Annotated in this window: 14 protein-coding genes; 13 read left to right on the top strand and 1 reads right to left on the bottom strand. The window is 40.2% G+C overall.

Annotation, left to right across the window (positions count from 1 at the left end; all coding sequences use genetic code 11):
* Window positions 1-447 precede the first annotated feature (447 nt).
* Entirely contained in the window at window positions 448-1,824 is a 1,377-nt protein-coding gene (locus Q0A12_RS14910) for an MATE family efflux transporter (protein WP_291293413.1), read from the bottom strand.
* 377 nt (window positions 1,825-2,201) lie between these two features.
* On the opposite strand from Q0A12_RS14910, the gene Q0A12_RS14905 reads away from it, so the two are divergent.
* The 13 genes from Q0A12_RS14905 to Q0A12_RS14845 all read left to right on the top strand — a co-directional run bounded on the left by Q0A12_RS14905 (window position 2,202) and on the right by Q0A12_RS14845 (window position 12,911).
* Window positions 2,202-2,639, top strand: a complete 438-nt coding sequence (locus tag Q0A12_RS14905) for a DUF3278 domain-containing protein (protein ID WP_291293415.1) — start codon at window positions 2,202-2,204, stop codon at window positions 2,637-2,639.
* 138 nt (window positions 2,640-2,777) lie between these two features.
* Window positions 2,778-3,155 carry a hypothetical protein gene (locus Q0A12_RS14900; protein WP_291293414.1) on the top strand — a complete coding sequence of 126 codons (378 nt, stop codon included), beginning with the start codon at window positions 2,778-2,780 and terminating at the stop codon, window positions 3,153-3,155.
* A gap of 553 nt (window positions 3,156-3,708) precedes the next feature.
* Complete coding sequence (locus tag Q0A12_RS14895) at window positions 3,709-5,568, top strand: HTH domain-containing protein (RefSeq protein ID WP_291293412.1); 1,860 nt, start codon at window positions 3,709-3,711, stop codon at window positions 5,566-5,568.
* Window positions 5,568-5,900, top strand: a complete 333-nt coding sequence (locus Q0A12_RS14890; RefSeq protein WP_291293411.1) for a PRD domain-containing protein — start codon at window positions 5,568-5,570, stop codon at window positions 5,898-5,900. Before Q0A12_RS14895 ends, Q0A12_RS14890 begins: the two co-directional genes overlap by 1 nt.
* Before the next feature lie 19 nt (window positions 5,901-5,919).
* A complete protein-coding gene (locus Q0A12_RS14885) occupies window positions 5,920-6,276 on the top strand; it encodes a glycine-rich SFCGS family protein (protein ID WP_291293410.1) in 357 nt (118 codons plus the stop codon).
* Window positions 6,277-6,292: 16 nt separating this feature from the next.
* A complete protein-coding gene (locus Q0A12_RS14880) occupies window positions 6,293-6,643 on the top strand; it encodes a DUF4312 family protein (protein WP_291293409.1) in 351 nt (116 codons plus the stop codon).
* Between the two features lie 27 nt (window positions 6,644-6,670).
* Window positions 6,671-7,450, top strand: coding sequence for a DUF4311 domain-containing protein (locus Q0A12_RS14875; protein WP_291293408.1), 780 nt, complete (start codon window positions 6,671-6,673; stop codon window positions 7,448-7,450).
* A gap of 10 nt (window positions 7,451-7,460) precedes the next feature.
* Window positions 7,461-8,138 carry a DUF4310 family protein gene (locus Q0A12_RS14870; RefSeq protein WP_291293407.1) on the top strand — a complete coding sequence of 226 codons (678 nt, stop codon included), beginning with the start codon at window positions 7,461-7,463 and terminating at the stop codon, window positions 8,136-8,138.
* Window positions 8,139-8,153: 15 nt separating this feature from the next.
* Window positions 8,154-9,260, top strand: coding sequence for an amidohydrolase/deacetylase family metallohydrolase (locus Q0A12_RS14865; protein WP_291293406.1), 1,107 nt, complete (start codon window positions 8,154-8,156; stop codon window positions 9,258-9,260).
* The gene (locus Q0A12_RS14860) at window positions 9,250-10,341 is read left to right on the top strand and encodes a DgaE family pyridoxal phosphate-dependent ammonia lyase (protein ID WP_291293405.1); all 1,092 of its coding nucleotides are present in this window, start codon (window positions 9,250-9,252) and stop codon (window positions 10,339-10,341) included. Before Q0A12_RS14865 ends, Q0A12_RS14860 begins: the two co-directional genes overlap by 11 nt.
* Window positions 10,342-10,353: 12 nt before the next feature.
* Window positions 10,354-11,094, top strand: coding sequence for a KDGP aldolase family protein (locus tag Q0A12_RS14855; RefSeq protein WP_291293404.1), 741 nt, complete (start codon window positions 10,354-10,356; stop codon window positions 11,092-11,094).
* Window positions 11,095-11,349: 255 nt separating this feature from the next.
* The gene (locus tag Q0A12_RS14850; protein ID WP_291293403.1) at window positions 11,350-12,390 is read left to right on the top strand and encodes a helix-turn-helix transcriptional regulator; all 1,041 of its coding nucleotides are present in this window, start codon (window positions 11,350-11,352) and stop codon (window positions 12,388-12,390) included.
* A gap of 191 nt (window positions 12,391-12,581) precedes the next feature.
* Window positions 12,582-12,911, top strand: coding sequence for an SdpI family protein (locus Q0A12_RS14845; RefSeq protein WP_291293402.1), 330 nt, complete (start codon window positions 12,582-12,584; stop codon window positions 12,909-12,911).
* Window positions 12,912-13,091: the final 180 nt, after the last annotated feature.

The following is a 13,091-nucleotide window of genomic DNA, read 5'->3' as shown; positions in this document are numbered from 1 at the left end:
TTAAAAGCGGAAAAATAGTGCAAATTTTTGTGTTAATTTAATTAATTAACTGGTTTATCTTCTTGTATAAGGTGTTAATGGTACTACACTATAATAATTTTGCTGTCTTCCTTTTTTAGCTGAAAACCTCAGCAGGCAGGGAGGATATAGTGAATTATCTATTTGACGTCTTGCTTGGAGTTATGATTGCTGTGGTTGTCCATCACATCAATAAATGGCTAGATTCCAAGGATAAAAAAGACAGCTAGCCTCAGGTTTGTCTAGTCTATAGATGAACGAAAAAAGAGCCAATTCGGTTGCCCCCGATTGGCTCTTTTTGGTCATAGCTTTGAACTATCTATTTGTAGTAACAGCATAGCACGGTATCACGTGTTTTCAAATTGAGAGATCTCTAGAATTTGACTAAAGGAATATTGGCCATTTTCATCCCTATTTTGAAACTTTTCCTCAATGCACAATATTCTTCACCCAAAGATCTGATTTAATCAAACGATACCCAATCCCGCTCTTGATCAGCTCTGCTAGTTGGCAGCACAAGTAGACTAAGACAATAGAAAGACTGGTGTGGGTGCTTAATACAAAGGCGAGAGGCAAGACAATCACCCAAGTGAAGACACTGTCAAATAAGAAGGTAATCAGGGTTTGCCCACCGGAACGTAAAATGAAATAGCTGGCATGATTAAAGGCGTACATAGGCATACATAGTGCGGCCACTTTGATGAATTGGCTCGCTAGATCTTTGACTGCTGGTTCGGTTTGATAAATTTCCGGGAAAAAAGGTGCTACCACGATCATCAAAAGGCCAAGAACAAGACAGCTCATGACGGAAAAGAAAAGGAGCTTCCGGGCACTGTCTTTTGCTTCTTCAAATTGGTCGTTACCAAGAAGTTGTCCCACCATCACTGCAACGGCGCCTCCGAGGGCCATGTAGACAATGTTAAACAAATTGGAGACGGTGGAGGAAATGTTCAAGGAAGCAATTACCGATAGACCTCGAACAGAATAGGCTTGAATAATCATTGTTTGCCCAATTGCCCAAAGGATTTCATTTGCCATCAAAGGCGAACCTTTACGCAGGATCTGTTTCACTAAATGAATCGGCACACGGAATTGATGATAGACCTGAATGACAAAAGGATTATCAGCGGCGTGTCGGTGCACCCAATACATCGTGATACCACATTCTACGATCCGGGCAATCAAAGTGGAGATAGCTGCACCTCGCACCCCTAAAGCTGGAAAGAAAAACAGACCGAAAATCAGTAAAAAGTTTAAGGACGTGTTAATCACCACGGCGATACTGCTGGCAAACATCGGCACCATGGTCTTGCCCATTTCTCTTAAAGAACTGGCATAGGCTTGTGAAACGGCAAAAAACGGTAGACTGAACAAAAGAATAACTAGAAATTCTTTCGCAGATGTCAAAGCAAGTGTTAGTTCAGCACTGTCACCGGTACCGTGTAAATACAGTCGAATCAAAAAATCTTGGCAAAAAAATAGCAATCCCATTGCCAACAGACACATCAAAAGATTGCCTGCTAACTTGAAGCGAAAGGCATCACGCATTCCTTGATAGTCCTTTTTCCCATAAAACTGGGTACCAAAAATACTACCGGCAGAAACAATGCCAAAGATGCTTAGATTAAAAACGAAAATCAGCTGGTTAACGATAGCAACCCCAGACATTTGTGCCGTTCCGATTTGTCCTACCATTAAATTATCTAATAAGCCGACGAAATTGGTGATGGCATTTTGGATCATGATCGGAATGGCAATCGTTAAAACGGTCTTATAAAAAGCTTTGCTTCCAATAAATTTTTGCATGATTCCTCCATAAGCAATAAAAATTTCCAATATAATCACATAGTATAGCAAAAAGTTGATCTGGAAAAAAGATGAGTTCCATGATGAGAAGATTAAGAAAAGAAGTTTTTCTGTATGGACTAATCAGGGAAAAATGTTGGATATAGATTCTTGAGCATTCAACGTCTATTCCATTCTACTGGAATAGCTTACTCATGTAAGGATGATCTGTTCCATTGGAAGGTTCTTTTTTACGTACTTCTAGCCTAAATTTGCTGATATGGATTATAAATTTTAAAACTACTCTCCACAAAGTTCGTTAGATCGATTTCTGGGATTCTACACTAGTCCGGTAATATGTCATATATATTGGACACGAAAAGAGATAAGTAGAACATATTGGCGATAATGCGTTTATGCTAATGTTTGGGTATATGATGATTGCCAATTTACTGGCAACGCTTTTTGCATATAAGGAGCCAGAATTAGCGTTATGGATTTTTATTGGCTGTAATATATTCTTTACTATCTTTGTTATCTGCGGCTATGTCCTTTTTGCAACAACTCGCTTAAAATTGACAGAAAATGAAGTAGAAGCCAAAGATATGGCAAAAGAAAAGAAGAAAACGATTCTTAAAGGAATTGGGCTGGGTAGCTACTTTGCAATTGCAATTCACTTATTGAATGGGTTGCTTAGTATGCTGTTGGATGAAGAAGATTTCCTTCCATACATCGTTTCACTAGACAGGATCATTGCTTCCCTTCTCGGAGGGTGTCTTTTAGGAGGTATGATGTATCTTGTGTTGCGATTAAGGTTGAAAAAAGTAGAGGAATAGTGGAAAATATTTAACGAATAGTTAATCAAAACCATAGTAAAATATATTTAGGAGCGGCTGAAATAAAGCGAGTTGCTTTCTGTTTTTTTATTTTTTGTCTTGAAGGTAAGTAGGAAGGAGTCCACAAAGGTGAAAAAGATGGTAGCTAATGAAAAGATCGATAGTTTGTATTCGATTATTTTTGTCTTATTAGGCTTGTTTGTGTTGTTTGTATGTAGAGTATATGACTTTTATTATGAATGGACCTCTTTCTTAGGATTTATGGTGATTATTTCCTCGGTAAACGTACCAATGGCACTCAGAAGAAAAAAACAAATCAAAAAAATCGATGAACTAAGAAAAGAATTGGACTTGTCGATTGAAGAAGTAAGAGAGATGGCTGACATTGGAAAGTATGATTTGGTGAACTGGGACTGGAAGAACGCATTTATCTCCCCGAGAAAGTTGTATTTATTGGAGGATACTTTGGAAAAAATGTATCTCAAAAATTTCGGCAAAGAGTTTGAAAAGAAGTAGGGAAGAATAAATGGAGGTAGTCTTAACGATAAATGGCGTCGCATGAGTAATTTTTCATTAGTTCTCAAGTGTATGGATTTTAAACTGTTTTCCCCCTATTCCAATAAAAAACTGCGGTTCAAAGACAATTGAGATAGCTACTTCTAATAATTTCAACGACACACAGTTATAGGATTAAATAACAATCAGCTGATAAAACGAACAGATTCATATTTTATTTCCTGACACTTTCCAAAAGTTGGAAAGTGTTTTTTTGTTTAATGAGGGCATGTGGGGGATCGATTTCTGATGCATCGTGGTATGGAGAGAATCTGTCAGTTGAATTAGCGTCATGAAATAGAAAAAAATCGAAAAAAATGGTACCGAAAATTTGTAATCGATCCACTTAGTGCAATAATTAATAGGTTCAACTTGCGGTTTTGAGGGGGGAAAGTTTGTGAATAAGTAGATGAGTTGTTAAATTACGATTATTTGCACTAATCTAAGTGCAAACATTTCATATTGTTACTATTCGAGAAAACGCTTATATTTAGCGGTGTAAGGAGCGAGAACGATGCAGCAGCTTACCAAAAGAGAAAGTCAACTTTTGATTTACTTGTTAGAAAGGCCTGAACCGGTAACGATCAAACAGTTAGCTGAAAAAGAAAATGTTAGTGTTCGAACGATCAAATATGATCTAGATGATATCCGTGATTGGTTGATTGAGCGGAATCAAGAATTGCACAGCAAACGCAGCCAAGGGATTTGGCTTAGTGTGAGTGATTCCGATCGGATCAAATTAAAAAGCGAGCTGATGGATGTCAATCGTCTAGAGCTATTTGCAGATCAAAGCTTACGGATCAACCGCCTGTTGATCATGCTTCTTGTTACCAAGGAAGCGATCACGGCTCTAAAGCTAGCCAATGCGCTAGAAGTAAGCAAAGATACGATCATGAATGATTTGGATGAATTGGAACATCATTTTCTCAAAGAAGGCTTAGTTCTGAATCGCCAGACACGAAAGGGATTTTGGATCACTGGCAACGAACGTTTGGTTCGGTTAACGATCGAGGAGATTCTGCAAAAAGAGTTTACGGATTATGACATCTATAAATTAATGGCGTTGTTGTTAAATGGCAGAGAAACGGAATGTTTCGAAATGTATTCTGCGAAGGCAACACCGTTACAGGAGGTCTTTAATCAAGTAATTATTCGGATGCGGCACTTACTAGAATCTGAGAATCTGGAAAAACTAAATTATGCAGAACTACTAAATATTCTGATTCGCGTAACGATTGCCACCGTTCGCTTGCGTAAAGAGTCCACGATTGGGCGGTATCAATTGATTCCAGAACACGAAATCGATAAAAATGATCTTTCGTATCGTGTGATGCAACAGGTGTTTGATTACTATCAATTGCCGTTATTTGAAGATGAATATGACTATATTTATAGTGATACCTTCGATACGATCCATCAGCAAGATGTCATGAAATTGGTTGAGAATATGATTTACAAAGTAAGTAAGAAAATCAACTTTCCTTTTTATCAAGACCCGCAATTATTAACAAATCTCTATGCCCATTTGTCCATGCGTCTCTCAAGAAGGAAAAACTTTGTCAATGAGTACAATCCGTTTAAAGAGGACATCAAACAGAAATATCCTGAATTATTTGCTGCCATCAATCAAGCAGCCCTACAAGAAATAAGCGAGAAACTTCTGATCAATGATTCTTTTGTTGCCTATATTGCGTTGCACTTTCTGGTTTCCTACGAAAGAGAAGAGGACTTGCGAAGTGTTCGAGCAGTCTACATTTGTTCAACGGGGTTGGGTGTGACAAGTTTGATTAAGCAAAAAATCAACGAAGAATTAAATAATATTGCCATCGTCGCATTCGCTTCGGTTTTAAACGCACAAGAGGTGATTGCCACAAAAGATCCGGATCTGGTTATCAGTATTTTTCCGATCAATGGCATTGATCGGCCCTTCATCAAAGTCCATCCGCTACCTACTGAGCAGGATCTGAAAAATATTCAGCAGATGGTCAAAAAAATCCTTGCCTCAACAAGTCAGAATAGTGGGCACAAATTAGCTCTCAACGAAGCACCTATCAATAAGGATACTTTGGAAGACTTCAGCAAGGAATTGATCTTGAAGGCGTACACGATTTATGAACGGTTGCTGGTCACCTTAGAGTCTGAATTGATCCAAGAATACCGAGAAGCCTTTTTACTCCATGTTTTCTTAATGGACCATCGCATCACATTTGATCAGCAATATTTAGCAGAAGGCAGTCAAGTGGACCAAATCATTTTAAATCGAGAAGCGTTGGTGGGAGAAATTGAAGCAGTTTTTGCTGAAAATAATTTAGGCATCAACAAATCAGAAATCAGTGCATTATTTTCATATATAAAAGAAGGAGCGTCAAGCTAGTGAAACTGTCAGCAGAAGCGATAACTATTATTGAAGGAAGTCAGGATCAGAAAAAATTAAAACAAGTGATTGCTTTAGTCGAAGAACGACTTGGAGAATACGCCATTGTACCAACTGAATTGCAGTGGACGATTTTGATCAATCACTTGAACGAGATGCTGAAACGCTCTCGAGAAGGTGAAACAATTCCCACTGTTGATCGGGAATTGTTCAAAGAAGTATCCAAAGAAGCCATCGCGATTTCCGATGAAGTCGTTCGTACGATTGGCAATTTAAGTGAAGATGAGATGTATGTTTTATCGATCCATTTTGAAACAGCAAAAAATAATTAATATTCAGGAGGAAACAATCATGATTACAGTAGTTATTGCAGATCGTATGGGTAAAGGACAAAACGTAGCTAAAGGTGTAGAAGCAGCTGGCGGTAAGGCAGTTGTTGTTCCAGGAATGGGTGCAGATATGCGTTTAGGCGATGTTATGCAACAAGAGAATGCCGATATGGGGATTTCTTTTTGCGGGAGCGGCGGGGCTGGTGCTTTAACAGCTGCCACAAAATATGGTTATCCAGAACGACATGGGATGCGTTCGATTGAAGAAGGAGTCACCGCCATCAAAGATGGGAAAACCGTGCTAGGATTCGGCTTCATGGATCAAGAAGAACTAGGAAGACGTTTGACGGAAGAATTTATCAAAAAGCACGGAAAATAGAAAGAGGGCCTATGAGATGAGCGTTCAAAAGACAACTCAGCAAAAAGTCATCGTCTCCGGTAAAGGAGAAACCAAGCAACATGCCTTTGCATCAGCACTTGCAGAAATCCAAAATAAACTGATGGCATCAGCGAAAGTATTATTGCGCATCGAACCAGTCAACGCGGAGGTTTTGAAGGCGGTCGAAAACAAATACACAGAACGCTTTCTATTTTTCTTTTTTCCTCGGCAGCGTGTCAGTTATGAAGTCGAACTTTCTGTCACGGTGACTGTAACAGAAATAAGCTTGGCAGATGTACCTTTTAGTCAACACCTCACAGAAGATCCCAATGGGATTGCTTTACCGTTTGTAACAAAAAAAATATGATTTGAGTCATAAGGAGGAAGGAAGAACGTGGATTTTGTCATTATTTTAACCAAATCGATCATCATCGGGGGCTTACTCGGTTTCGCTGCGTCTGTCGGAGCAGCTCGTATGTTTCATGCCCCCAGTACGCAAGGATTAGGGGCTTTTAGAACATTAGGAGAGATGAATGCCTGTATGGGGGATGCTGCCTCCCATTTCTCCTTTGGATTAGGATTTTTCTTTAACGCTTGGGCTTCTTCAGTTGGTGCCGGAGCATTCACGCAAGATGTGACCCACCGTATCGTACCTAACTGGGCAGCTGCGGCTCTCTTAGCCAAAAACAAAGATGTTACCCAGACGATGCATGATCCGAAAAAAATGGGGATCATTGGAGCTATTATTGGTGCGTTAGTAGTAGCCTTTTTGAATACGACAGCTGCAGCAATTCCAGAGGCGTTACAAGTAACTGCTGTTTCCGTGTTGGTTCCAGCAGCGACGATTCTGATCAATACCGTGATGCCAGTAATCTTCTGGTTGGCGGCTTTAGATGCAGGGAAACGAACAGGTTTTTGGGGGACACTTTTTGGTGGTATTGCCCAACTGATCATGGGGAATGCAGTACCAGGGGTTGTTTTAGGAATCTTGATTGGTAAAGGCGTCGATGAGAGTGGTTGGAATCGGGTTACGAAGATCATGATGATTGCGATTGTTTTACTCTTTGTTTTCAGCGGCTTTTTCCGTGGATTCGATATGGAAATGATCAAGAGTTTCCAACTTCAAGTACCTCATTGGCTTGATAACTTGCACAACATCTTTAGTGTGAAATAGGAGGAAAATCATGGAGACAGAAGAACAGGTAAAAGCATTAGAAGCAAAACGGCAAAAGAGTTTTTGGTTTGCAGACTGGTCTTTCCCGTTGATCGTAGGAATCATGTCAGCGGCTGTATTCTCAGGAACCCATATGTATGTCGTGTATGGCGTAGGGGCATTCAATGAAGTTTCGATCGTTGCGATGCTAAAAGCCGGTTTGGATGGCGGTTCCTATGGAGCTGCGGCAGCTTTTGGTGCAAGTTTCTTATTTGCTAGAATTTTAGAAGGCTCTTTAGTAGGGATCTTGGACTTAGGTGGTTCGATTTTGACCGGAATCGGGATTGGCGTTCCAGCCATTCTCCTAAGTATGAAAATAACAGCACCTATCGATAATTTTGCCCTCTCGTTATTGACTGGCTTGGTCTTGGGTCTGATCGTTGGTGGCATTATCGTGTTGATCCGCAAATTCACCATCAATCAGTCAAATTCAACCTTCGGTGCGGATGTCATGATGGGCGCCGGAAATTCCTCTGGCCGTTTTTTGGGCCCATTGATCATTTTAAGTGCTTGCGCAGCCTCTATTCCCATTGGCATTGGGGCGACATTGGGCGCATTAGCTTTTTATGCTTGGAAAAAACCAATTGCCGGTGGTGCTATTCTAGGCGCAATGATCTTAGGTGCGATCTTCCCAGCGGTAATCAAATAGAAAGAAGGCAATAAAATGTTTGATACTTTAATCAAAAATGGCAAATTAATCGATGGTAGGAAAGTGGAAGTTGCTTTGGAAAAAGGCGTAATCAAAGCAGTTGCCGCCGAGATCAATGATTCGGCACGAGAAGTGATTGATTTATCCGGCAACTACTATCTCTCTGCCGGTTGGATCGATGACCATGTCCACTGTTATGAAAAAATGAATCTTTACTACGATTATCCTGACCAAATAGGGGTTCAAAAAGGAGTAACAACGGTTATTGACGCAGGAACTACAGGAGCAGAAAATATTCGCGATTTTTATCAATTGACGAAATCGGTCAAAACAAATGTGTACGCACTAATGAATATCTCTAAATGGGGAATCGTCGAACAAGATGAGCTTGCTGATCTAACAAAAATCCAAGAAAATCTAGTCCGAGCTGCATTAGCCGAACTTCCAGAATTTATTGTGGGGATCAAGGCGAGAATGAGCAAAACAGTTGTCGGTGAAAATGGCATCACACCATTGGATTTAGCTAAAAAAATCCAATCAGAAAACAATGACTTGCCACTGATGGTTCATATTGGTTCGGCGCCCCCTGAATTAGAAGAAGTATTGGCAAGAATGGAAAAAGGCGACGTATTGACACATTGTTTTAATGGGAAACCGAATGGCATTTTAGACCAAGCCACGGATCAAATCAAAGACTTTGTTTGGGATGCGTATAAGAAAGGCGTTGTCTTTGATATCGGCCATGGAACAGACAGCTTTAATTTCCATGTTGCAGAAACTGCCTTAAAAGCAGGCCTCAAAGCCAACTCGATCAGTACAGATATTTACATCCGCAATCGTACGAATGGTCCAGTCTTTGATCTGGCTACTACGCTAGAAAAATTGAGAGTAGTAGGCTACTCGTGGGAAGAGATCATTGAGAAAATCACCTCAGTTCCTGCCAAAAACTTCCAATTGGCAAAGAAAGGTCAGTTGGCAGCCGGCTTTGATGCAGATTTGACGATCTTTGAGATTGTCGAAAATGAAAAAGAACTGAAAGATTCCAATGGATTTACACGGATAGCGAAAGAACAAATTATTCCGTTCAAAACAATTATTGGAGGCGTCATTTATGACAATTAGCTATGAGAAGTTTGATTTAAAGGAAGTCATCAATGCCTCGGGAAAAATGACGATACTCGGTGTCTCGAAAGTATCTGAAAGTGTGCTAGCCGCACAACGATTTGGCGGCGAACATTTTTTTGAAATGAGTGATCTGGCTGTGAAAACTGGTGCTTACCTTTCTCAGTTATTGAAGGTGGAAGATGCACAGATCGTTTCTTCTGCTTCAGCAGGGATTGCCCAATCGGTCGCAGCTTTGATTGGGCAAGGCGACCTATACCATGTCTATCATCCCTACACGGAAAAAATTACGAGACGGGAGATCGTCGTACCTAAGGGACACAATGTCGATTATGGCACACCGGTTGAAGTAATGGTTGCTCAAGGGGGTGGACAAGTCGTCGAAGCGGGTTATGCAAATATGTGTACACCGGAGCATGTCTCTAGGATGATCACTGAAGAAACAGCCGCACTTCTATACATTAAAAGTCACCATACCGTTCAGAAAAGTATGCTGACGGTGTCGGAGATGGTAGAAGTTGCCAAAGCCCATCACTTGCCATTGATCGTTGACGCTGCCGCGGAAGAAGACTTGTTCAAATACAGCGAAATGGGTGCCGACCTTGTTATCTATTCTGGCGCCAAAGCAATCGAAGGTCCGAGTGCCGGTCTGGTCATAGGGAAAAAGGAATACATTCAATGGATTCGTCTACAGTCTAAAGGGATTGGCCGCGCAATGAAAATCGGCAAAGACAATATTTTAGGCTTTACTCAAGCAGTAGAAGATTACCTCCAAAATGGTAGTGAATCCGGTGAATCCATGAAGCAACGATTGGCACCTTTCGTAGCAGCGATCAATCAACTTCCTGATTTATCAGCGAAAATTGTTCAAGATGGCGCCGGGAGAGATATCTATCGCGCAAGTGTAACGGTTACCAGCAAGAAATCTGCGAAAGAAGTCATCAAAGAACTAAAGGCACAAAACCCAGCAGTCTACACACGGGAATATCAAGCAAATAACGGAATTATTGAGTTTGATATTCGCTCGGTCAACCAAAACGAGATGGAAAAAATCATTAAACGCTTAAAAGAAATCATGTAGGAGGCTTTTAAATTGTCAGTTATTCCAAATTATTATAAAGATCGCGTATGTTTAAACGTATTGGCTCATTCAGTTGAAAATGCGAAGGCTTGTTATGAAGCAGCAGCAGGACATGTCGTACTAGGTGTGTTATCAAAAAACTATACTAGTGATGAAGCAGCAATCGAAGACATGAAAAAATATCAAGCGGCAACGGAAAATGCATTGTCTGTTGGGTTGGGCGCCGGAGATCCAAACCAAAGTCAGATGGTTTCCCGTCTATCCGGTACTTTACAACCGCAACATGTCAATCAAGTATTCACTGGTGTAGGGACTTCCCGTGCTTTATTGGGACAAAACGATACGGTCATCAATGGGTTGGTTTCACCAACAGGCAAGGTGGGGTATGTCAATATTGCCACTGGCCCTTTAAGTTCACAAGCACCGGCAGCAGAAGTTCCCATCGAGACCGCTATTAAAATGCTGCAAGATATGGGTGGAAGTTCGATCAAGTATTTTCCAATGAAAGGGTTAGCGCACAAAGAAGAATTCAAAGCAGTTGCGGAAGCTTGTGCAAAATATGACTTTTATTTAGAACCAACCGGAGGAATTGATCTGGAAAACTTCGAAGAAATTCTACAAATCGCCATTGATGCAGGCGTTAAAAAAGTGATTCCGCATATTTACAGTTCGATTATTGACAAAGAAACCGGCGATACGCGACCAGAAGATGTGAAAACGTTATTCGACATGGTCAAGAAAATCGTCAAATAAGTGAAGCATAAAGACTGTTTACTAGATGAGATAAGCAGTTATTGGTAAGGCACTCAGAGATGGGTGCCTTTTTTGCGTCAAGGATTGCTACAAAAACAACTAAGAAACAAGCTTTCTATGTCTGCTTTGCTTACTCCTTATAACCACTGGTTAATTTTTTTTAGAAAATAGAATCATTTAATCAATTGTTGCGTGTTCGGATTCTTGTTATGATCAAAGCAGTTACTGATATCAACCAAAAAGGAGAACACAGCGATGGAAATTGGGGAAGTGATTCGCCAGTACCGGAAGAAAAAAGGATTAACACAGGAAGAGTTAGCCAATCGCCTTGGTGTGACAGCACCCGCTGTAAATAAGTGGGAAAAGGGGCATTCACATCCAGATATCTTGTTGCTAGCACCAATTGCACGATTACTAGATATTAGTCTTGATACGTTATTTTCGTTTGAAAAAGAACTCACGGTAACCGAGATCAATCAAATCATTCATGAAATGGATCATAAGCTTAAAAATCAACCGTTTGAAGACGTATTTCGCTGGGCCAAAGAAATTTTGGCTGCCTATCCAAATTGCGAACAATTGATTGGCCAAGTAGCACTGCTTTTGGATGTGCACCTATTGGAACAAGCGATTCCCGCTAAAGAAACATACGAGAAGTATATTTATCGTTGGTATGAACAGGCATTAGAAAGTCGGGATGAAGATACCAGAAATCGAGCAGCCGATTCTTTGTTTGGATTTTACGTACGAAAAGAAGCATACGAGAAAGCAGAAAGCTATCTCCATTATTTTTCCAATCAGAACCCAGAGAGAAAAAGCAAACAAGCCTATCTTTACAGTAAGACCGGGCGAGTGGCAGAAGCCTATCAAGCTTATGAGGAGCTGCTGTTTTCTGGTTATCAAAGGATGAGCATGGTATTTCAACAATTATATCTTTTGGCGATGAGTGATGAGAATAAAGCAAAGGCACATCTGCTAGTGAAGAAACAGTCAGAATTGGCACAGTTATTTGAAATGGGGGAATACCACGAAATATCCAGTGATCTTGACTTAGCTATTGCAGAAAAAGAGGCGGATAGAACGATTGAAGCAATGGAGAAAATCCTCGCAAGTGTTGCTAAAATCACTGATTTCACTCACTCAACGTTATATGAACACATGACATTTAAGGAAATCGACAGTACCTTCGTTCAGGAGACTCAGGAGAATTTTCTCCGCATGTTTAGTGATGAAGAAACCTTTTCTTGGTTGAAGACGAATGAACGATGGCAAGTGTTGGTAGGGAAGAAAAGCTAAAGGAAGAGGATTTTTTCTGTAGGCAAAATTGCCAAAACAAATTTTTCAATTATTCATGCAAGTTCTTTCAATACGTAGAGTAAGCGCATGATAAAATGAGAAGAGAAAGACCAGTTGTTTATCCGGAATTGTTGCAAAGAAACATAGGTCAGCTACCATCGTTAAATGTTTTATTCATAGGAGGACCGGATATGATTTCCTTTTTTACTTCTTGCTGTTTTCTCTTGATAGCAAAAACACCACCAGAAAAAAAGATCAATTCATTTGCTGGATTTAGAACAAAAGCATCAATGAAGAATCAGGAAAAATGGGCATATGCTCAGAAAGAAATGATTAAATACTCTGAAAAGAGGGTATTTCCTACGTTTTTAATCGGCTGTCTCTTTTTCTTAGCTGAAGTGTATGTGGTGTTGCACAATCATTCAGGGAATCTTTTTGCTGTTTTACTGATTGTTGAAACGATTCTTTTTCTCTGGCTGTTTGTTAGGATGTACCGACGCATTAATCAGTCTCTAAAGTGAGTGAAGGGATAGACGACTTGTTAATATGGACTGATGTGTTACATAAAATGAAATCTGGGACGGAATGAACCTCATTCTGTTCCGGATTTTTTTGATTACAGTTCGATAGGATCAATAATATTGAGTTGGTAACGCTTGCTCAGTACCCACTATTTAGAATTTTTCGGAATTTTTCTATTT

The sequence above is a fragment of the Enterococcus sp. genome (genome assembly GCF_022711995.1).
In the GTDB taxonomy this organism is placed as follows: Bacteria; Bacillota; Bacilli; order Lactobacillales; family Enterococcaceae; genus Enterococcus_D.
This window is presented reverse-complemented; position numbering and strand designations above follow the sequence as displayed.

What these genes read in the sequence shown, in the direction of transcription:
- Q0A12_RS14910 (WP_291293413.1), bottom strand. Translation starts at nt 1,824, where the DNA reads ATGCAAAAATTTATTGGAAGCAAAGCTTTTTATAAGACCGTTTTAACG.
- Q0A12_RS14900 (WP_291293414.1), top strand. Translation starts at nt 2,778, where the DNA reads ATGGTAGCTAATGAAAAGATCGATAGTTTGTATTCGATTATTTTTGTC.
- Q0A12_RS14895 (WP_291293412.1), top strand. Translation starts at nt 3,709, where the DNA reads ATGCAGCAGCTTACCAAAAGAGAAAGTCAACTTTTGATTTACTTGTTA.
- Q0A12_RS14885 (WP_291293410.1), top strand. Translation starts at nt 5,920, where the DNA reads ATGATTACAGTAGTTATTGCAGATCGTATGGGTAAAGGACAAAACGTA.
- Q0A12_RS14880 (WP_291293409.1), top strand. Translation starts at nt 6,293, where the DNA reads ATGAGCGTTCAAAAGACAACTCAGCAAAAAGTCATCGTCTCCGGTAAA.
- Q0A12_RS14870 (WP_291293407.1), top strand. Translation starts at nt 7,461, where the DNA reads ATGGAGACAGAAGAACAGGTAAAAGCATTAGAAGCAAAACGGCAAAAG.
- Q0A12_RS14865 (WP_291293406.1), top strand. Translation starts at nt 8,154, where the DNA reads ATGTTTGATACTTTAATCAAAAATGGCAAATTAATCGATGGTAGGAAA.
- Q0A12_RS14860 (WP_291293405.1), top strand. Translation starts at nt 9,250, where the DNA reads ATGACAATTAGCTATGAGAAGTTTGATTTAAAGGAAGTCATCAATGCC.
- Q0A12_RS14850 (WP_291293403.1), top strand. Translation starts at nt 11,350, where the DNA reads ATGGAAATTGGGGAAGTGATTCGCCAGTACCGGAAGAAAAAAGGATTA.
- Q0A12_RS14845 (WP_291293402.1), top strand. Translation starts at nt 12,582, where the DNA reads ATGATTTCCTTTTTTACTTCTTGCTGTTTTCTCTTGATAGCAAAAACA.